General features: G+C 37.6%; 12 protein-coding genes. 10 read left to right on the top strand and 2 right to left on the bottom strand.

The window, feature by feature from the left end:
* Positions 1–37: 37 nt before the first annotated feature.
* The 4 genes from J2X31_RS04255 to J2X31_RS04240 all read left to right on the top strand — a co-directional run bounded on the left by J2X31_RS04255 (position 38) and on the right by J2X31_RS04240 (position 3,900).
* A complete protein-coding gene (locus tag J2X31_RS04255; protein ID WP_310024748.1) occupies positions 38–712 on the top strand; it encodes a response regulator transcription factor in 675 nt (224 codons plus the stop codon).
* A 1-nt stretch (position 713) separates the two neighbouring features.
* Entirely contained in the window at positions 714–2,102 is a 1,389-nt protein-coding gene (locus J2X31_RS04250; RefSeq protein WP_310024746.1) for an ATP-binding protein, read from the top strand.
* Positions 2,103–2,180: 78 nt separating this feature from the next.
* Positions 2,181–2,906 (top strand): putative universal stress family protein, encoded by a 726-nt coding sequence (locus J2X31_RS04245; RefSeq protein ID WP_310024745.1) that lies wholly within the window; start codon positions 2,181–2,183, stop codon positions 2,904–2,906.
* A gap of 67 nt (positions 2,907–2,973) precedes the next feature.
* The gene (locus J2X31_RS04240; protein ID WP_310024741.1) at positions 2,974–3,900 is read left to right on the top strand and encodes a bestrophin family protein; all 927 of its coding nucleotides are present in this window, start codon (positions 2,974–2,976) and stop codon (positions 3,898–3,900) included.
* Positions 3,901–3,954: 54 nt separating this feature from the next.
* Here the strand turns inward: J2X31_RS04240 and J2X31_RS04235 are convergent, their stop codons facing one another.
* The gene (locus J2X31_RS04235; RefSeq protein ID WP_310024739.1) at positions 3,955–6,771 is read right to left on the bottom strand and encodes a LuxR C-terminal-related transcriptional regulator; all 2,817 of its coding nucleotides are present in this window, start codon (positions 6,769–6,771) and stop codon (positions 3,955–3,957) included.
* A 380-nt stretch (positions 6,772–7,151) separates the two neighbouring features.
* Between J2X31_RS04235 and J2X31_RS04230 the strand changes: the two genes are divergently transcribed.
* The 6 genes from J2X31_RS04230 (at position 7,152) to J2X31_RS04205 (ending at position 18,219) form a co-directional block, all read left to right on the top strand.
* Positions 7,152–10,259: a SusC/RagA family TonB-linked outer membrane protein gene (locus J2X31_RS04230; RefSeq protein WP_310024738.1), complete on the top strand. Its 3,108-nt coding sequence runs from the start codon at positions 7,152–7,154 to the stop codon at positions 10,257–10,259.
* Between the two features lie 12 nt (positions 10,260–10,271).
* The gene (locus tag J2X31_RS04225) at positions 10,272–11,789 is read left to right on the top strand and encodes a RagB/SusD family nutrient uptake outer membrane protein (protein ID WP_310024735.1); all 1,518 of its coding nucleotides are present in this window, start codon (positions 10,272–10,274) and stop codon (positions 11,787–11,789) included.
* A gap of 11 nt (positions 11,790–11,800) precedes the next feature.
* A complete protein-coding gene (locus J2X31_RS04220) occupies positions 11,801–12,661 on the top strand; it encodes a hypothetical protein (protein ID WP_310024732.1) in 861 nt (286 codons plus the stop codon).
* Positions 12,662–12,779: 118 nt separating this feature from the next.
* Positions 12,780–14,240 carry a glycoside hydrolase family 30 protein gene (locus tag J2X31_RS04215; protein WP_310024729.1) on the top strand — a complete coding sequence of 487 codons (1,461 nt, stop codon included), beginning with the start codon at positions 12,780–12,782 and terminating at the stop codon, positions 14,238–14,240.
* Between the two features lie 11 nt (positions 14,241–14,251).
* Entirely contained in the window at positions 14,252–17,527 is a 3,276-nt protein-coding gene (locus tag J2X31_RS04210; protein WP_310024728.1) for a carbohydrate-binding protein, read from the top strand.
* Positions 17,524–18,219, top strand: a complete 696-nt coding sequence (locus tag J2X31_RS04205; RefSeq protein ID WP_310024726.1) for a fibronectin type III domain-containing protein — start codon at positions 17,524–17,526, stop codon at positions 18,217–18,219. Before J2X31_RS04210 ends, J2X31_RS04205 begins: the two co-directional genes overlap by 4 nt.
* 127 nt (positions 18,220–18,346) lie before the next feature.
* On the opposite strand, the gene J2X31_RS04200 is transcribed toward J2X31_RS04205, so the two are convergent.
* The gene (locus J2X31_RS04200; RefSeq protein WP_310024724.1) at positions 18,347–22,828 is read right to left on the bottom strand and encodes a choice-of-anchor I family protein; all 4,482 of its coding nucleotides are present in this window, start codon (positions 22,826–22,828) and stop codon (positions 18,347–18,349) included.
* Positions 22,829–23,044 lie beyond the last annotated feature (216 nt).

Genomic DNA, 23,044 nt, shown 5'->3' with positions numbered 1-23,044 from the left:
CTATTTTTGTATTCTATTCCAAAACAATTCATTGCTTATGAAGTTACTTGTCGTTGAAGATGAACCTAATTTATTGTCGGTTATCCGAAAGGGTCTTTCTGAAAACAACAACGAAGTGAGTGTTGCAATGGATGGAAGGACTGCCCTGGAAATGATTCAGGAACACAATTTTGATGTGGTGATTCTGGACATCATGATTCCGGAAATCAACGGAATTGAAATTTGCCGAAGATTGAGGGCTTCCAAAAACTTTGTTCCAATTTTGCTTCTAACTGCCTTGGGAACCACCGAGAATGTCGTGACGGGCTTGAATGCTGGTGCAGATGACTATATGGCAAAGCCTTTTAAATTTACCGAACTCGAAGCTAGAATCAGTGCATTGGCCCGACGTGCGAATTTAGACAACAAGCCGAATGACATCATAGAAATTGAGGATTTGGAAATTGACGGACGTTCTAAATCGGTGAAGCGAAATGGCGACAACATTGTCCTCACAGCCAAGGAATTCAAGCTTTTGTATTATCTCGCCAAGAATTCTGGGATGATTCTCTCACGAGAAAAAATCCTCGACAATGTGTGGGACATTAATTTCGATATGAATACGAATGTGGTTGATGTATATATCAATTATCTTCGAAAAAAAATAGACAAACCCTATCAAACCAACCTTATCCAGACGATCAAAGGTTTGGGCTACGTGATAAAACCATAATATGCAGATTCGAAAAAAAATTACGGTCACCTATATCGCACTTTCGTGTTTCAGCACCTTGCTGTTGAGCATTGTGGTTTTCTTTTTATTCAAACAAAACAACCAATATTATTTCCTGAAAAGACTGCACGACAGGGCAAAAATAGCCGCTTCGATTCATTATCAGGACGATGTTGTGAAGGCAAAATATTTCCAGGATTTCAAAAAGGAAGGACTTGAGGAACTTATCGAGGAAAAAAATTATGTCCTAAAAATAAACGGAGAAAACAGTTTCGAATACAATACTGAATTGCATCTTGAGCCAGGATTCTACAAGGAAGTCATGAAAAATGGTTCGGGCTGGACCGAAGAGGACCACGTTTATCATTATGGGCAGGTTTTCAATGAATCCGGTCAAAAATATATGGTTATAGTGAGTGCGAAAGACCGTCGGGGAAACACCAGTGCAATTTATATCATTCAGATTTTACTTTTCGGAGGAATTGCTTTTGTTGTGATGGCTTACTTTTTCGGCCGCTTTTTGGCCAAAAGATTCATCAATCCGGTTTCGAGAATTACGAAAGAAGTGAAAAGAATCAGTGCATCAAATTTACATAACCGACTTCCAGAAGTTGATAATTCTGATGAAATTTCGGACCTGACCAAGACCTTCAACGACATGTTGGACCGATTAGAAACATCCTTTGAAATCCAGGCCAATTTCATCAATAATGCTTCACACGAGCTAAAAACTCCGATCACAACAATAATTGCCGAAAGCGAAATCATGCTCTTGAAAGAACGCGAAACGGCTGATTATATACAATCTTTGGAAAACATCCACAAGCAGGCTTCAAAACTTGGAAATCTCACCGAAGGCTTGTTGAAGCTGACCCAAACGGGTTATGACGGCAACAAACAAGTACTGGATATTGCCCGAATTGATGAACTTTTAATTGATGTGAAAGCCGATGTGGACAAGATTTATCCCAACAACCGCGTGAACATCAAACTCGGAAATATTCCGAATGATGAGTATCTGCTGAATATTCCCTGCAACAAACCTTTATTAGAATTGGCGTTGAACAACATCATTTCAAACGGAGTGAAATATTCTGATAATGATGAAGTCTTTGTTTCGCTTTTGGCAGAAAAGGATAAAATCAAAGTCACGATTACAGATATTGGAATTGGAATTCCGCCAGAAGACATTCCGCATTTGTATGAACCTTTCTTTAGGGGGAAAATTGCCTCCAAATATACCGGCTATGGTTTGGGACTTCCTTTGGCCATGAAAATCATCAGGATGCACAACGGCGAAATCCAAGTACAATCCGAGACTGGAAAGGGAACTGTCGTGACGATTACCTTCCACAAATCCAACATTAAAAATTCTAATCTTAAATCTTAGGAAATTCTAATTTTAGATTAAGATTGCTCTAACGTTGCAATGGTTTCTTTGTAAGTATAAAAAATAAAAATTATACTTATGAAAAATTTACTGATACCAACGACCCTAGAAGCAGATACTATCAATGCCGTAAAAACCGCTATCCGACAATCTAAGGATGAAAAATGCACAATCTTACTAATGATTGTAGCGGATGTTCCTGACACCGAATCGGCTTCCTTTTTTCTGAGAACTATTAAAAGCGAGATGAGGGCTTCTCAAAAAAACGTTCTGAACCAGATCAGAACAATTATAAAAGAGAACGAAAATTGCACCCTAAAGATTCATAATCAATATGGCATTTCTTCCCCATTGATTAAAAACCTGATTGAATTCCATAACATTTGCCTTACTATTGTGACTCCTTCTTATAAGGCTTCTGTCAAAAAAATACAACAACAATGTCTTCAACTTTTATGCAACTGCAAATCGCCAATTCTTCATTTGACGGAAAATTGCGAAGAATATGATTTATCAAAAGCCCTGTACATCGAGACCATAAAATCCAGATTTCATGCGGAAGATGTACAGCAATTGATCCAGAATGATTTTGATTGCAAAATTGTAAGCCAAGCTAAATTATTAGAAAGCCAAGTACCAGAAGACATGACAGCGATGCTGTCTGAAGCGATTTCTAAAAATCAAATTAGCTTGTTGATTGAAACCAGAAAACCAGAAAAAATTTCTTTTAAGAAAAAGCACAAAAAAGCCATCAATGAACTTTTAGGTCTTCCTGTTCTTTCGGTCTATGAAGAGCTTGTTTAAGAATTATTGCAACATTAATTATTCACCTTTAAAGTAAAAATATATGCTATTAAATAAAAAAATCCCAATGAAATATGTCTTGGGAAAAATACAATTTGAGCTAGTTTTGGTTCTCATTTATGTAATTGCATTTGAAATAGCACATTCCTATTTTGAGGCAAGTGCACTGAACATTCCGATTGCGATTCCAACCATTATTGGTACGATCATCTCCTTGCTTTTGGCTTTCAAGTCGAACCAAGCCTATGACAGATGGTGGGAAGCCCGAATCATTTGGGGTGCAATTGTAAACGATTCCAGAACCTTGGTCAGACAAGTAATGACGTTTTATAAGGATCCTGATTTTTCTGTAGAGGCAAACGATTTCAAGAAAAAATTTGCCAACAGGCAAGCGGCATGGTGCTATAGTTTGGGTCAGGCACTTCGTGACAAGGATCCCATCAAGCCTATAAAACATTTGCTTTCGCCAGAGGAATTGCGTTTCGTTAAAAAACACAAGCACGTTCCCAATGCATTACTGATCCTACATTCAAAAGACTTGAAAATAGCGAGTCAGAACGGATATTTGAACGTTTATCAGCAGGTAGAAATCGACAACACGCTGACAAGATTGTGTGATTCTATGGGTAAATGTGAGCGAATCAAGAACACGATTTTCCCAACAACCTATAGTATGTACATCCGTTTCACGCTATGTCTGTTTTTGATTTTATTGCCTTTCGGATTAAACGATTTAATCGGTTGGTTGCAAATTCCTTTGGTAACAACCATTGGCGCGGCATTCTTCTTGATTGAAAAAATGGCCATCCATCTTCAGGATCCGTTTGAAAGCAGACCAACGGATACTCCTGTAACGGCAATTTCAAACAATATTGAGCGAAACCTGATGCAGATGGTCAACGAATACCGTGATGAATTTGAAGAGGATCAGATTCAAGCACTTGCAAGCGAAGCCCATATTGAACCGGTAAAAAATACTTATTTCGTTCTATAATATTTTTTTAAATTAACTACTAAAAGCGTCTAAAACTAGACGCTTTTTTTTTGTTTAGATACTCATCAAAAATCCAATCAAGTTTTCCTTTTTGTTGAGTTCCAGTTTTTTGCGAAGTCGGTATCGGGCCAATTCTACTCCTCCACTGGATATGTTCATGATTTCGGCAATTTCCTTGGTGGACATGTTCATCAACAGATAGGTTGAAAGATCCAATTCGCGGGGTGAAATAGTTGGGTATTTTTCCTTCAATCTTTTTAGGAAATCAAAATGTACGTTCTTGATGTGTTTTTCCAAATCCTTCCAACTTTTGTCGGCATTGACTTCCTTAACGATGCTTTTGTTGAGTTTTCCGAATTGAAATTTTACTGAATCGTCCATATTCTCCACATCTATATCTTTCAATTTATGGATGATGCCGTTTAGAATCTTGTTTTTCTTGACTACCTGAAGCGAATTGTTAACCAGTTCCTTGTCCTTTGCCAAGATTTTTATCTTGAGTTTGTCGTTCTTGAGGCGTTCGATTTCCTTTTCCAATTCAAATTGTTCCTGACGGATTTTGGCTTCCTTCTCCAAATAAAGCCTTCGCTGTTCGATGGTTTCATAGTATTTATTCTTGCGAATCTTCATCTTGATTCTCTGACGAATAAGATAAACAATACCTACAATTGCCATTAAGTAGAAAATATAAGCCAGAAAATGCCGGTAAAAAGGAGGACGGACCGTGAAAGCAACTTCAGCTGGTTCCGAAATAACCCCATAACTGTTTCTAACCCTGACCTTCATGCAATAATCGTCTTCCCGAAGATTGGTATATTCTTTCATGGAAACGGTTGTCCAATTGCTCCAATTTTCATCAAAACCTTCAAGCTTGTACGAGAATTCTACATTGGCAAGATTTTCATATGTAGGCGATGAGAAAGTAAACTTCACATTATTCGATTGATACGGAATCTCATAGACTTTGTTTTTTGGAATATTTCCCACAATCAACGTGTCACTAGGAAAGGAAAAACTCCTGATGAATGCTTTTGGTTTTGAAGAGAAATTGTTAAGCAGTTCTGGATCGTAATGGGCTAATCCGTCGGTCATGCCGATAAAAATATTTCTTGAATCGATGGTGTTGATGGACAAATAATCAAACAGGATATTTCCCGTTAGATTCGAGAAAGGAGCCAATATATTTTCATAACCCGTTTCATTGTCTTTCTTTAAAACTCCAATCGATTCATTATAAATGTACCAAATGTTCCCAATCTTATCCTGAAAAGACGACCTAATCATAGGTAAATCTTTAAACAAAACACTCATTTGCTTGTCTTCAAAAAACAAATCCCTTTCGGCCGAATACCTGTAAAAATGATTGTTGTTTTGAAAATAAATCCTGTTGTTGATTTTCTGGATACTTGCGATTCCTCTTTCGGTTGGCGATAAATTTTGATAGGTCTTGATGGATTTAAACTTCATAAAGTCGTTGCTGAGCTTCATCTGATACAAAAACTCATCTTTTTTCAACCAAACATTTTGGTCTTCTATCTCATAAGTACTTGCCGATTTGGTCATCCCTTCAATATAATTTCTAAAACTCCATTCGTTTCCTATTTTTTGGAATATTGCAAATCCGCTATAGTTGGAACCAATCAATAAATTGGGCTGATTCGGAATTTTCTTTAAGCTCCAATAACCGTTTGAATCTAAAGTTTTAACCACCTTATTTCCAGAAACTTGAAGCATCCCGCGATTGTGTCCACAAAACAACTGTCCATCGATAACCTGAATATTCCACGCTTGTCCGGTAGTTCCTTGAACCAATTCGAAAGAATCTTCCTTAAAAGTCTTTCCCCAGGAATGATAAAACAAGCCCTGATTGGTGGCAACATATAGATTATTGTTGTGAACAACCGAAGCATAAACCGTACTGATTCCGTAGCTAAAGCCAAAGTAAGTGAAGGGCGAACTCTCGTTGATAAAGGTAATCCCGTTATCCAAACCGAGCCATAAATTGTTTTTGCTGTCAATAAAAGACGAAAGCACGGTATTGTTCTGCATTCCTTTTTTCCTGTTGATGTGCTGCAGGATATTTCCCTCCAAATCAGTTATGACAACACCATCCAAAACCGAATTCAAGGCAATGAACTTTTTCTGAATTTCAACACCTCCCAGACAACTGTTTTTCTTCATAAAAGCATTTGCTTCGGTTTCCCATTGGGTAAGGATGTTGTTTTCATAGACAAACAATCCCTTGTCTAAAGTTGTAACAAGCATTTTTGTTTTTGATAACGGAAAAATACCCCAAACTTCGGTGTTGTTCAAGACCATCGTTCCGGGCAAAACAACGAGCTTTCCATTCACATATTCCATTAATCCGAACGAACTGTCCTGAAAATAGAGCCTATCGTTTACCACAAAAGAAAACTGAAATTTTCCGGGAGCTTCAATTAATTTTAAGGTTTTCCCATTATATATGTAAGCCTTTTCAAAAGCCTGATAGATTATTTCATTTTTGAATTGATGTATTTTCCATATGAAATCAATCTGGTGCCTGTTATTTTCGTTAACCAATTTGGAAACCGAATGATAGAGTAATTTCCCTTTTTCGTTGGGCTCAAAATAGCCAAATTCATTATAACCTCCTGCATAAATTTTATTCGAACCTCCAACTTTCAGCGATCGGATAGAAGAATTATTAGGGATGTTATATTCACTCCAAGAAGAGCCATCAAATTTTAAGAGTCCTGAATTATTTGCAAAATACAAATTGCCGTTTGCATCCTGATCGATACCCCAGTTTTGAGTTCCACCCTTATAATCTGATTTCTTATAGTTATTAATTTCAGGTAATCCTATGTTTTTGACTTGTCCATTTACCAAATTACATAAAAAAAGAATGAAAAAAAATCTTAAAAAAAATGCAATACATTTCATAACTATATAAAATAAATTCAATGGTTTTTGTTTTCAAACCACCTTGTTTTACTGTTAATTAAACCTTAAAAGACCAATAAATGATGTGTTAATTGAATATTTCTATAAATGTAGTGTTTGTTTTTTTAAGTTAACGTTTTCGTAACATTTTAAAATTATTTTTAAAATACTGAATATCATTAATTTAAAATTATTTTGATGTGTTTTTGTTTAGTAAAAATTGCAAACTTGATGTGTTTTTGTAATGATATTAAATTACTGATAATAAAAAAATAGGCCTAATATTGCTGTGAATCAATAATTAACTAACCAAAATTTTCAGAAATATGAAATTTACAAAATTACTCTATTTTTGTTTTTCGTCTATTCTATTCTCCATTAACATTTATGCCCAAGACATAAATGTACGGGGTAAAATTGTAGATGAAGTCGGGCTACCGATGCCCGGAGTTACCGTTTCAGAGAAAGGAGCTACAAACGGCACCTCAACCGACTTTGACGGAAATTATCAAATCACTGTTGGAACCAACAGCATTTTAGTTTACAGCTTTATAGGTTATATAACAACCGAACAGGCTGTAAATGGAAGAACAACAATCGATTTTAAACTAACACCTGACACAGAAAGCCTTGAAGAAGTTATCGTTGTAGGTTATGGTACTCAGAAAAAGAGCGTTGTAACGGGTGCTATTTCTAGTGTTAAGGCAAAAGATCTAGAGAATCTACCAATTACCCGTGTTGAACAATCACTTCAAGGAAGAGCTTCTGGGGTTTTTATCGCTTCAAATGCTGGACAACCAGGAACAAATTCTACTATTAGAGTTCGTGGTATTACCTCAATGGGAAATAATGAACCATTATGGGTTGTGGATGGGGTAATCGTCGATGCTGGAGGAATTGGCTTTCTAAATCAGGCAGATATCGAATCGATTGAAGTTTTAAAAGATGCTGCATCACAAGCAATCTACGGATCACGCTCTGCAAGTGGTGTGATCTTAGTGACTACCAAAAAAGGACAGTCTGGAAAATTGATGGTTAGCTATAATGGTTTTACAGGATCCTCTTCTCCTGCCAGAAAGCTGGATCTCCTAAATGCTGAACAATATGCAACATTAAGAAATGAAATGGCAGTAAATGGTGGTGGCGAACCTGTTTTTGCGAATCCATCTTCTCTAGGTAGCGGAACCAATTGGCAAGATGTCATCTTTAATGATAATGCTTTTAGACAAGGTCACGAATTGAGTTTGAGTGGTGGTAATGACAAATCTAATTTCTATGTTTCTTTTGGTTTGCAAGACCAAGATGGTATCGTGATGAGTCAGATTTCAAAATACACTCGAAGAAACATTCGTTTAAATTCAACCCATAAAGTGACTAGCAAACTTACATTTGGACAAACTTTAGGTTATTCTAATGAAAAAACAATTGGATTAGGAAATACCAATAATGAATTTGGTGGACCATTGGCTTCTGCAATAAATTTGGATCCATTAACACCTGTAATTGTTACAGATCCTGATATGTTGAATCAAAGTCCATACAATATTGCAAATATTGTTCGTGATCAAAACGGTAATCCTTATGGAATATCGTCCATTGTTCAACAAGAAATGTCTAATCCTTTGGCGTATGCACAAACGCGACTTGGAAACTATGGATGGTCCGACAATTTTGTGGGAAATACTTATGTTGAATTAGAAATTATCGATGGTTTAAAGATTAGAAGTACACTTGGAGCAAAACTTTCCTACTGGGGAAATTATAGCTTCACACCTGAATATTACTTGAATGCTAATTCGACAAACACACGAAACAGCGTTTATCAAGAAACTCAAAAAGGTTTTGGATGGAATATTGAAAACACAGCCAATTATAAGAAAAATTTTGGCAAACATAATGTAGATGCTTTGATTGGTCAAGGTAGTTATGTTTCAAATATCAATAGAGGAAACGGAATTACAAAATTTAACATTGCTGCAAATAATTGGCAGGAAGCCTCAATTAATGCCGAAGCTACTGCTGCAAACACAACCGCTTGGGGTGCAGAGGGAACTCATCATATCCTGACTTCACTTTTTGCAAGGCTGAATTATGATTATGATGAAAAATACCTTTTCACGGGAATTATAAGACGAGATGGTTCTTCTCGATTTGGTAGCAATAATAAATATGGAGTTTTTCCTTCTTTCTCTCTTGGATGGGTAGCATCAAATGAAGACTTTTGGAAAGAGAACAAAGTGGTCAATACTTTAAAATTTAGAGGTGGTTATGGAATTACTGGAAGTGATGCTATTCCAGATTGGCGATTTGTTTCAACAATTGGTGGTGGAAGAAATTATACTTTAGGAACACAAGGAAACGTGGTAGCCGGCTTTAGTCCTGATGCTCCTTCCAATCCAGACTTACGATGGGAAGAAACCATTCAAACCAACATCGGTTTTGATGCAACACTTTTTAATAATTTCACTTTGTCTTTTGATATTTTCAACAAGCAAACAAATGGTATTTTAAAAGCCTTTCCTATTCCAGGCTATGTAGGGTCAAATGGAGACCCGTCTGCCAATGTTGGAGATATGTCAAATACTGGTTTTGATGTTTCATTTGGATACAGAAAAAAAATGGGCGATTTTGACCTCTCTGTGAACGGTAACGTTTCAATGATTAAGAACACTGTTAACTATTTAGCTCCTGGAGTTGAATTTGAAGATGGCCCAAACATTCAATCAAATGCATTTAATTCTATAGTAAGAACGCAGCCTGGACAACCCGTAAATTCATTTTTTGGATTAAGAACAGACGGTATCTTTCAAAATCAAGCCGAAATTGATGCTTATGTAGATGCCAATGGGAATAAAATTCAACCTAATGCCGTTCCTGGGGATTTTAGATACAAAGATCTTGACGGAGATGGAAATATCGATGGAGACGACAGGGATTTCATCGGGAATCCACTTCCTGATTTCACCTATGGTATTACCATCAACTTAAAATATAAAGATTTCGATTTAGTTGCTTTTGGCCAAGGGGTTGCTGGAAACCAAATATACCAAGGCTTGAGACGTTTAGATATTCCAACTGCAAACTGGCAAACCAATGCCTTGAACAGATGGACAGGAGAAGGAACTTCTAATTCTTATCCACGACTAACTTCTAACGACACAAACAAAAATTTCAGCAATGCTTCCGATTTTTATCTGCAAGATGGCGACTATTTTAGAATCAAAATTATTCAATTAGGTTATTCACTTCCAACAAAATTAATCGAAAAGATCGGTTTACAAAAAGTCAGACTTTATGTAACCGGGGAAAATCTTTTCACTTTCACTAAATATACTGGCTATGATCCCGAAATTGGAGGTGGTGTGATGGGTATTGATAGAGGCTATTATCCTCAAGCCAAGACTTATATGTTTGGAGTTAACTTACAATTTTAATAAATTAAGATTATGAAAAATTTAAATAAATATATACTGCTATTGATTTGCACATCACTTTTTATTTCCTGTGATGAAGAATTCTTAAACCCTGACAAAAATGCTTTAATTCTAGAAGACAACTTTTATGCAAATGAAGAAGATGCTTATGGAGCTTTAGTAGCCACATATGATATTTTCAGAAAACAATCTGGTGGGTTCGAAAACCTAATTGCTATGATGAATGCAGGTTCAGATGATCATTTTGCAGGAGGTGGTGGTGCTACTGATGGAGCTGGTATCCAATCATTTTCAAATTTCACTATAACTGGTGGAACTATGCCAAGAAGTTTTTGGAGCGATTATTTTAAAGGTGTTTTTAGAGCTAATAAATTACTTGAGAAACTACCTGGAATTCCAATGAATGAGAATGTTAAAACTCGTTTCACTGCAGAGGCTAAAGCATTAAGAGCCTATTATAATTTTGAATTAGTTAGAATGTTTGGCAATATCCCGCTTTTAACAAGAACCTTAAACACAACAGAAGTTTTTGATGTGCCACAAGCTTCAAAAGAAGAAGTATATGCTCAAATTGAACTTGATTTGGTAGAAGCCATTACTGATTTACCAATGATGCTTCCTGATCCTGGAACTGAAGCCGGACGCTTTTCAAGAGGTTCTGCTCAAGCACTTTTAGGCAAAGTGTATTTGTATCAAGGAAAAAATGCTTTAGCAGCCGAACAATTAGCACAAGTTAATGGAACTCCTGGCGAAACGAGTCAATATGGATACAAACTACTTGACAATTTTGCAGATTTATGGATAGTGGACAATAAATTTCACAGCGAAGCTATTCTTTCTGCTTCACATACTAACCTAAGTAATTCTGATTGGGGAAGCTATGCAAGTGATCGAGATGAAGGAAACACATTGAATGTTATGGTAGGTCCTCGCGGTTATATTAAAATAGCAGATGATGCCCCAGATTTCGCAAGTGGATGGAGTTTCAATGTAGTTACACAAGATCTATTTGATGCAATGTCTGGTGATCCTCGTTTTAATGCAACAATTGCCAATCTAAAACTTCTAAAACAAGAAGGGAAAATTGACTATGCAACTGATGCTACTTATATGGACACAGGATATTATTTGAGAAAATTTATGCCCCTAAAATCAGATGTTACAACAGGGGGTGGTGTTGCAGAAACAAACTACAGACAAAATACATATGTCATCCGTTTAGCTGATACTTATTTGATGGAAGCGGAAGCTTTAGGTGCTACTGGAGCAAGAGCTCAAGCCTTGTTGGACGCTGTTAGGGCAAGGGTTGGTTTAGGTTCAATTCCAGTTTCAATGGATGCAATTATAAATGAACGAAGACTTGAACTGGCTGGAGAAGGACATCGGTTTTATGATCTTGTAAGAACTGGTAGAGCCGCAACTGTATTGGGACCAAAAGGTTTCATATCAGGTAAAAACGAGATCTTGCCAATTCCAATGCAAGAACTGAACAACACTTTAATTCAACAAAATCTTAATTATCCTAACTAAAAATGACAATTATGAAAAAATATATAGGCTACTTGTTTATGGTACTACTTTCTACAAGTATTTTAACCAGTTGTCAACCAGAAGAATTTGGCACTGGAAATGGTTTGGCAGATATGGATCTTGATGCTAGTTTTACGATAACTCAAACCGATGAAAACGGAAATCGTTACAGGATAGAAAGCAATGGTGCTGAAAATATCTGGTATCATAAATGGGATTTAGGAGACGGAACTTCCTTTAGGGGCGATTTAGTGGAGAATATTTTCTTTCCAGATGCGGGAACTTACACGATAACCCACACGGCCTACGGAAGAGGCGGAAGTGCCATTTCATCTGCCCAAGAAGTAGTAGTTGCCACTTCCGATCCAGTAGCAGGAAACCTAGTAAAAGGTGGCAAATTTGAAAATGCCGAAGATCATGCAGAATGGACCGTTTTAAACATTGGTGATCCAGGAACAGCTTGGACATTCAATCCTGGAACGGCAACAATTTCTGGTGGAGGATGGAACCAGCAAGCAATTTACCAAGCCATAGAAGTAGAAGCCAACAAGGAATATTCTATTGATATGATTGTTTCAGGAGCTGGTGCTGTAAATACTTGGTTTGAAGTGTATGCTTCACCAACTGCTCCAACTCCTGGAAACGATTATTCGGCCGATGGAAGAAGAATGGGATTAAGCACTTGGGATGGTTGTGCAAACGGTCCTTTCAACGGAAAACTTTCCAATGTTGGGTGTGTTGGATCCGGAAACATAGTGAGCTTCCCACAGTCAGGAACAATATATTTACTTATAAAATGTGGTGGAGAAAATATAGGAACAGGCGGCATCACCATCGACAATGTCGAATTCCGTGGAGTTCCACAAGATTAAGGTTTAGTTTGAGTTTGAGTTAGTTGAAATAGCCTGTAATCATTGGGTTACGGGCTATTTTTTAAACTAATAAAAATCCATGAATTGATATTTATCCGATATCTAAATAAAAATTACAATGAAAAGAAACCATTTAGTTCTATTAGCACTTTTACTTTCAGCCTCTGGCTTTTGCCAAAACAAAAAAGAATCTTCAGGGAAAGCATTTTCTACTGATGGAAAAAAAATCACGGTTTATACAACAGCCGACAGCATCAACCTTCGACTGACACAAACCGACAACTTGGCCTTCAAGCCAGCAAAACAGCCCTTGGAAACCGAAATTTCTGTATTTGTAAATCCCAATAAAACCTTCCAAAGCTTTATGGGAATTGGTGGTGCCATAACCGATGCAAGTGCCGAAATATTTGCAAAACTTTCAAAAGAAAAACAACAGGAATTCCTAAATGCCTATTACGACAAGGAAAAAGGCATTGGATATTCCTTATTAAGAACCACAATACACAGCTCTGATTTTGCCTCCGGAAGCTATACTTACATCAAGGAAGGCGACAAGGATTTGAAATCGTTTAGCATCGATCATGACAAGAAATACCGAATCCCAATGATCAAATCGGCCATTAAAGCGGCTGGTGGAAAACTTCCTCTTTATGCAAGTCCGTGGAGTCCGCCCGCTTTTATGAAAGACAACAAAGACATGCTTAAAGGCGGAAAACTGTTGCCCGAATACTATCAGTCTTGGGCAAATTATTATACAAAATTCATCAATGCTTATGAAAAAGAAGGAATGCCAATTTGGGGAATCACGATTCAAAATGAACCGATGGCGGTCCAAAAATGGGAATCTTGCATTTTCACTGCCGAAGAGGAAAGGGATTTCTTGAAGAATTTTCTTGGACCAACAATGGCAAAAAATGGTTATGCCGATAAGAAAATTGTAGTTTGGGACCACAACCGCGACTTGATGTTTCAACGTGCCAATATGATTTATTCCGATCCCGAAGCTTCAAAATATGCATGGGGAATGGGTTTTCACTGGTATGAAACTTGGGCTGGTGGCGAACCAATGTATGAAAACGTAGCTAAAGTATACGAAGCTTATCCAGATAAAAAACTAATGTTTACCGAAGGTTGTGTAGAAAGTTTCGATGCTAAAAAATACCAATTCTGGGCAAACGGAGAACGATATGGAGCTTCGATGATTCACGATTTCAATAACGGTACTGTTGCCTGGACCGATTGGAATATTCTTCTCGACCAAAACGGAGGTCCAAACCACGTTGGTAATTTTTGCTTCGCTCCTATCCATGGCAATACCTCAACCGGAGAATTGATTTACACTCCATCCTATTATTACATCGGACATTTTTCAAAATTCATCCGTCCGGAGGCAAAAAGAGTGAGTACGGTAGTTAGCAGAAGCCAATTGTTAAGCACTTCTTTTCTGAATACCGATGGCCAAATGGTTACCGTGGTGATGAACAAAAGTGATAAAAAAGTGACCTACAATCTTTTTATAGATATGAACAAAACCGTTGTTGAGATTCCAGCCCATGGCATTCAGACATTGGTTTATTAAAATTGATTAATATGAAAAAAATAATTTTACTTCTACTTATAACCTCTTCCCTATCCTCTTTCGGACAAGGTTTTCTACATCGCGACGGACAAAATATCGTCGATGGAAACGGGCAAAATGTCATCTTGAGAGGACTCGGACTTGGCGGATGGATGGTTCAGGAAGGCTATATGTTGCAAACCGATGCATTTGCCGGACCTCAACATAAAATAAAGGAAAAAATCACACAGCTGATTGGCGAAACCAATACTGCGGAATTTTATCAGGCCTATCGCGACAACGGCATCACTAAAAGGGATATCGATTCGCTTGCCGCTTGGGGGTTTAATTCTGTAAGGTTGCCAATGCACTATAATTTATACACCTTGCCTATCGAACAAGAACCTGTTGCAGGGCAAAACACTTGGCTTGACGAAGGTTTCGAAATGACCGATAATTTACTGGCTTGGTGTGCCGAAAATAATCTTTACCTGATTTTAGATTTGCATGCCGCTCCAGGCGGACAAGGGAAAGACGCCAACATTTCGGATTATGACAGCACAAAACCATCGCTTTGGGAAAGTGTCGATAATCGAAATAAAACGATTGCCTTGTGGCGAAAATTAGCCGACCGATACAAAGACAGTCCGTGGATTGGAGCTTATGACTTGATTAATGAACCAAACTGGAATTTCACGGGAACCAATCAAAATGGCTGTGACGAACAAAACAACGGTCCTTTGAGGGCCTTGCAACTTGCCATAACACAAGCCATCCGAGAAGTCGATAATAACCACTTGATTTTTATCGAAGGAAATTGCTGGGGAAATAATTACAATGGAATGTTTCCGCTTTGGGACGACAACTTGGCCTTGAGCTTCCATAAATATTGGAACTACAATACGACAGCTTCTATCCAAGGAATTTTGAATTTGAGAACCCAACACAATGTCCCGATTTGGTTGGGAGAAAGTGGCGAAAACTCAAATGTTTGGTTTGCCGAAGCAATTTCGCTTGTTGAATCACACAACATCGGATGGGCTTTTTGGCCAATGAAAAAAATTGAAAGTATTGCCGGAGTTACAGCCGTTACCAAAACTGCCGATTATCAAACACTTTTGAATTATTGGCAAAATGGCGGTACACAACCTACCGTAGCTTTTGCGAAAGCAGCCTTGATGCAGATTGCCGAAAATTATAAAATGCAAAATGTAACCGTAAAATATGATGTGATCGATGCTATGTTCCGCCAAGTGCAATCAAACGAAACATTACCCTATAAAAATCATGTTCTACCAGGAAAAGTATATGCTGTAAATTATGATTTAGGTCGAATCAATCATGCCTATTACGACACTGATTTTGTGAATTACAGAACCGACACCGGAACCTATGATGCTTGGAACAAAGGTTGGACGATGCGAAATGACGGCGTTGATATTCAAACTTGCAATGACACCCAAACCAATGGTTTCCAAGTAGGATTTATCGAACCAAAAGAATGGTTGCAATACACCATCGATGTAAATGCTGAAACGTCCTATGATGTTGACATTCGCTACGCAAGTCCTTCTGCTGTTGCAAAATTATATCTGGCCGATGCCAACGGTCAAATTTCCGAAACCATCACGCTTCCTTCAACTGGAGGTTATGAAACTTGGGGAACCGCCACTTTAACTGATGTTTTATTAAACCAAGGAACCAATAAAGTCAAGATTTATTTCGAAGTAGGGAATTTCAACCTCAACTTTATCGAATTTAAAAACCCAACTCCTTCGGCTCAAGCCGATATGAAAGTGGTGGAAGCTTCGACTTCTATTTTAGGCGAAAAAGTGAATCTTACTTTCAACAAAAATTTACAAACAGGAATTGATTTTTCGGCCAGTAATTTACAGCTTTTTGTAAATGGAACCCAACAAACCATCAGTTCGGTTGCTATAAATCCTGAAAATCCAAGAGCGATTGTACTTCAACCTGCAACTGCCATCAATGCTTCGGATGTGGTGACACTTTCTTATAATGGAACCAATATTTTAGCAAATGATGCCACTTCACAACCTGTTTTCACCAATAAACCGGTAAAAAACAACGTGGGAAATATTTTAGGAATCTCTGGAAAAATTGAAGCCGAGGATTTCTATCACAATCAAGGAATGACACTAGAAACCACCTCCGATATTGGAGGTGGTTCTGCTTTAGGCTATACCGACAGTGGCGATTATCTGGATTTTTTGGTCAACATTGCCGAAGATGGAAACTATAGGGTTGAATACAGAACTTCTGGACAGAATGCTACTGGAAAAATTAATTTGCAATTGATTGGAGCTGCCACAACAACCTATCAAACCGTAACTTTTAATCCAACTGGATCTTGGACCACTTGGGCAACAACAGTTTCAAATGCCACACTTCCGGCAGGACGATATATGCTTAGGATAAACGTTATCGATCCCGGTTTCAACTTGAATTGGATCCGCTTTTCGCTTATGCAACCCGATGACGACAATGATGGCGTTCCCAATACCGATGATGATTGCCCAAACACCCCCGTTGGAGATGTGGTAGATTTTAACGGCTGTACGATTTTTAGTCTGGCTTATGATAATTTCACCATCAAAAGCAAAAGCGAAACCTGCAAAGATTCCAATAACGGAAGCATAGAAATCACGGCAAATGCAAATCATCCGTATGTTGCTGCAATTTCTGGAAACGGAATCAACCAGACCAATTCGTTTACACAAAACACCACTTTTAGCAATTTAGGCGGTGGAAATTATAATGTATGCATTACAATTCCAACACTGTCCAACTTTCAGAATTGTTTCGAAATCGCGATTCAAGAACCCGCAGATTTGGCAGTAATGGCAAGAGTTTCAAACGAAGAAAACAGCGTTACTTTAGATTTGAGCGGTGGAAACTTATACAGAATCAAACACAACGACCAGCTTTTTATAACCGATGAAAACAGTTTTATAATCAACCTGCAAGCTGGAGAAAATGCTGTTTCTGTTGAAACCGACAAGCCTTGCCAAGGAACTTATCAGGAGAAATTTTTGATGGAAGATAAGATTTTTGCCCATCCAAATCCTGTGAAAGATCATTTTCTCTTCATAAATGTTCCTGCCAAAAAAGACGAAACCGTTTTTATCCAAGTCTATTCAATGATGGGAAAATTGGTGATCAACAAGCAATTTCAATCCGATGGAAGTGCTTTTTCTATCGATATGGGTTCGCTTTCAACTGGAACTTATGCTTTAAAAGTAGTTTCAAATACTTCGATGTATAACACTAAAATCATCAAACAATGAGAATCATCTTAAAAACATTTGCCCTTCTAACACTCACTTTAAGTATTGGATGTGGTTCTTCTGAAGACAATGGGGGTTCCGGTGGAGAAAATCCAAATAAGGCAGTTTTATTATTTCCGTTGAATAATTCAGAATGCACAACTGGAAGCGAAGTTTCGACCACACAAAGCAGCGTCACCTTTGAATGGAATGCGGCTCAAAATGCCACCCTCTATTATGTTTATGTAAAAAACCTGAACACGCAAACCCAATTGCAATTCAATGCCGAAAGCAATACTTCGATGGAAATCAACCTTCTAAAAGGAACGCCTTTTTCGTGGTATGTTGTAGCAAAAGCGGCAAACGGAACTTTGGCGGAAAGCGAAAAATGGAAATTCTATAATGCCGGAGATGCAGTTGAAAATTATATTCCGTTTCCTGTTGATTTGGTTGCACCAATAATGAGCAGTAGTGTTCAAGGTCCAGCTGTTGATTTGGAATGGTCGGGAAATGATATTGATAATGATATTGTAAATTATAAAGTCTATTTTGGAACAAATCCAAATCCTACAACATTGATTGGAACTGTAACCGAAGAACGATTAAATCAGGTAAATACAACTTCAAACACGAACTATTATTGGAAAGTGGTTACAACCGATGAAGCCGGAAATTACTCAACTTCAACTATTTTTCAATTTAAAACTTTTTAAATAGAAATTTAGCTTCATTGTTTTTTGTGAAAAAGCTCCGCTAGCGATAGTGGAGCTATTTTTTTTTATGGTTATTATAAACAAAAAGACCCTCAATGAAGAGGGTCTTTTCGAAAAAGCAAACTATTTATTTTATGATAATTTTGCTAACAAGTCCTTCGGATGTTTTTACAAAATAAAGACCTGTTGACAGTTTTGAAGTATCGATGGTTTGAGCATTTTTAGCTTCAAGAATCAATTTTCCTGTGTTATCAAACAACTGTATATCAGCAGTTCTGTTAAAGTAAACCATTCCTCTATCCGATGGATTCGGGAAAACTACAAACGTTTTTGGATCAGTGTTAACGTGATCTGGAGTAGAAAGCGTTGTTGCATCTACTTCAAAAATTGTAATGGTTCCGCTGATTTCGTTTGAAACCAAAATATAACCTGTTGATGTTGGACTATCAGTCGGTTCGATGTAAATCACTCCTTCGGCACCGTTGTCTCCTCCATAAGCAGAAGTAGTTCTTGTGTTTTTGTAATCAACGAAAGTTGGATTGTTTGGATCTGTAATATTATACACCATCACACCTCCAATTCGTTCCAAACCAATAAAAGCAAAAGTTTGATCGGCAATTGTAGCAACCGTTACACCTTCTGGTTCTGGACCTTTTGCACGGCTTCTCACTTTTGCAGTATTGCTTTCGTGATCGGCATTAAAGATAGTTGGATAATTGGCGGCAGTATAGCGTTCAAAATCATCTCCACTGTCGTAAACAATTTCTTTAGTTGCCGTATTGAAAATAGAGAACGAACGTGATCCTACACAGTTGATTTCTTCAAATTGAGCATCTCCATCCAAGTTTCCGTTTAAATTACTAACTCTAAAACGACCCAAGTTATGCGATTGTTTCAACATTGCCGCATTTGGAAAATTTGTTTCATCCAACTGGTAAGAAGCTGCACCAACAGTTGTTCTTTCTTCAAAACCGCTGTATTCTTTTTCGTCACCTTCATTGGCTGTAACCAAATAAGTAACACCACCAACGGTATAGCTTGACATTGCATCTGGAAGATAGAATGCCTTCACTGGCCAGTTTGCAATTAATATTTCGTTATTATTATCTGAAGCATCAAAACCATTTCCTGGCAAGCTCATATCTTTTGTTCCCAAAGCCCAAACACTTGTGTAAGTGTTGTTGCTCAAATTGATTTCGGCAATGGCATTATTTTCCTGCAAAGAAACCCAAGCTGTTTGGCTATCAGAACTAAAAGTAATGTATTCTGGTTCAAAATCTTGAGATAATGTGCTGGTCAATTTTAATTTTCTAACACCCGAAGCAATCAAGGCAGCTTCTTGCGAGTTGAATTGTGTGAACAACATTGTCGTCACGTTAGCCTGTGTTAATGCTGGAATTCCGCCTGAAATATCGATCACACTAACTGAACCTTCTGGATCGATAGAGTAATTGGCGTTTGGTTGTCCTTCATTTGCAGTTAAAACTTTAGTTCCGTCTGGAGTAAAAGTGATCATATCTGGCAAGGCACCAACGGTTACTTGTTTTTGGAATACACCATTTGTATCAAAAAACACTACCGAACCATCAAGAGCCTCATCAGCATTTGGCGAAGCAACAGCTACAATTCCGTTTTTCACGGCTACACTAGTCAGACCACCATAAGGATTCATGCTAATTGATGTAATCAAAGTTGGTTCAGTTGGATTGCTAAAGTCGATAATATCCAAGAAATTGGCGATAGCACTTGTAGCAAACAAACGTTGGCTGATTGGATCGTGAGCTACGATTTCGCAAGTACTGGAATTGTTTCCAGATGGATCAAAACTTCCGATGTAGTTCAACTCGATTTGTTGAGAAGGAACTGGGGCTACATTATCATTATCTATAATATAAACCGTTGCAAAAGAATCTCCATTTATGGTCAAGCCAACAGGATTTTCTAAACTCAATACGAAATATTCTGCTTGTTGTTCTACTAAATTGTCATCAATAATTGGAATAGTTATGGTTTGTGTCAACGAACTTGCTCCTGTGAAATTCAATGTTTGAGTTGTCAAGGTAAAGTCATTGGCGTCAGCCGTACTAAATGGAGCTCCTTTAACTACTAAATCTACAGAAGCAACAGCGGGACTGTCTAAATTGATGATGAAGCTCAAAGTGCCTGCATTCTCATTTACTTTTACAAAATTCGAAGCAAGACTCACGCTTGTATTGAAACCGAATGCGAACGTAAACGGACAAGACATTGGAGCATTGTTCACGTTTTGAACATTATCTACAACTAAAGTATAATTTGTTGCAGGCATAAATGGACTTCCGTAAGTCAAAGTAACCTTGTTATCTGCAACTACAGCCGAAGTTAAATTAGCAATACCTGTATAGTTCGCCAATGTTTCAGCCGAAACTGCATTTACATTTTGATTGAATGTTACCTCAATTGTAGTGTTGTTGATTACAACTGCATTCAAAACTTGAATCGTACTTGGGAAATTCCAAGTTGGCCAAATTTGAGCGGGAGTACCGCCATCAACAGCTACCCAATTCGCAGGGTTCAAAATAGCTGTTTTCAATGTTTCTGGTGTTCCAGATTGTGTTCCGTTATAGAAAGCGTTAACAGCGTTTCCAGCAACATTTCCAGAAGCTGTGCTTGTATTTAAAGCCGTTGAACCATCGGTTAAACCAGCAGGAATCATTGAGATACTTCCGCTACAAGTTGTGTTAGCCTCAACCCATCCGTTAGAACTTAAAGCCGTAATATAATTTGGAGCAGCAGCTGTTCCTGTATATACAATTACCTGATCACCTCCAGAACTTAATCCGAAACCAGAACCTGTAACCGTTCCTTTGTTGGCAATCAATGCCGATGTTTGAATCGTGATTACAGATCCTGCAGGAACACATTCGTTAGCTCCTAGAGTCCATACAATTCCGTTTGCACATTGTGGTTGAGCGTTTGTAGTGTATTTTGAATCCGTTAAATTGATAAAAGTTCCTGGCTCGATATCGACCATAGTCAACAAAGCAACCTCATCTTCGGTAGCAGTAGCATTCATTCTATAACCAACAAAAACTAAATCTCCAGCTTGAAATTGCGTTTGAACCGCAATAGTTGTAAACGTAGTAGAAGCTGAAACCGTTACGGCATTATTACTAAAATCTTCAACAGTATTCGGCAACAACGTCACATAATATTGTTGATTATTCATTAAAGCAACTGTTGGGATTATAGTGATTGCATTGTTTTCGAATGTAGTTGTGAAAGGTACTAAAGCACCAGTAGCATCGTTCAAACGCAATTCTACTAAGGCAGCAGCATTTGTATTAGTTATTGCCTCATCATTTGCCAAACGTACGTTTTCATTAAATGAAACAGTAGGATTAGCAGTTATGGCAATGTTTGTAGCATTATTTGCTGGAGCAAATGTTACAACTGGAGCAATTGAATCTCCTCCACCAATTGAAGTTCCATCAACAGAAAAATTATCAAAACGGTTGTTACCAACAGCTCCGCCTTCGGTTCCTTGTTGGAAAGCAACTCTCAATTTAAAGTTTGGATTGTTGTTAGCTCCTATAATATTAGAAAAATCTAAAGTTTCCAAAACTGGATTTCCGCTTATTGGGAGAATTGTAGTGAATGGAACATAAGTTGTCCCGTCAATACTATAAGACCAAAGTTGCTCACCAGCTCCAGAACCTGATCGACGAGTGGCAAATTTCACAATTATATTCTCAAAACCTGTTGTTGGCAAGTCAAATTGCAACTGACCTCCAATTGGATCATTGAAACGCAAGTGAGTTCCGGCAACAGCTCCGTTTCTAGCGTTTAGATTATCTACATCAAATCCTTGACCTGTTCCACCGGCAGCATCTATAGCACTGATTCCACCTGCAATTGCAGTAATTCCAGCACCTGTAACAAATGTTTCCGAAGGTGTTGTAATAGTTGCAACTGATGAATTGTTATTAAAATTCCAATAATGAATCAAAACTGGAACTGAAACTACATTTCCTTCCAATGTAAAATTATCAAAACGATTGTTTCCAACAGTTCCACCTTCTGTTCCTTGTTGGAAAGCAACTCTCAATTTAAAGTTTGGATTGTTGTTAGCTCCTGTAACATTTGAAAAATCTAAAGTTTCCAAAACTGGATTTCCGCTTATTGGGAGAATGGTAGAAAAAGGAACATAAGTTGTCCCATCAATACTATATGACCAAAGTTGTTCACCAGCTCCAGAACCTGAACGGCGAGTAGCAAACTTTACGATAACATTCTCAAAACCCGTAGTTGGCAAGTCAAACTGCAGTTGACCTCCAATTGGATCGTTAAAACGCAAATGCGTTCCTGAAACATCATTGTTTCTAGCATTAAGATTGTCAACATTAAAATTTTGACCTGTACCTCCAGCCGCATCAATAGCACTGATTCCACCTGCAATTGCAGTAATTCCAGCACCTGTCACAAAAGTTTGCGAAGGTGTTGTTAGTGTTTCAACTGTAGCGTTGTCGTTGAAATTCCAGTAATGAACTAGTGATTGTCCCCAAGAACTGGTTTGCATCACTACCATCAATAGGAATAAAAAACCTTTGATTTTGTAGTTTTTAAACATTGTTTTAAGTTTAGATTAATTTGCCACAAAATTCAACACTACTTGTTAGAGGTGTTTTATCTAAATAATAAGGAATGTTTAAATGGTTTTTGGTGTATGTTTCGAAAAGGTTATGGGGTAATGTTGTGGAGATTATTTGTTAACACACGAGGAACATACCCCGGACTTGGTTTCTTAATTTTTCAAAGCCACAGATTTTGGACTTGATCCCATTTA

Source organism: Flavobacterium arsenatis (assembly GCF_031456785.1).
GTDB classification, from domain to species: domain Bacteria; phylum Bacteroidota; class Bacteroidia; order Flavobacteriales; family Flavobacteriaceae; genus Flavobacterium; species Flavobacterium arsenatis.
Note: the sequence above shows the minus strand (reverse complement) of the source record. Positions and strands in the feature narration are given on the sequence as shown.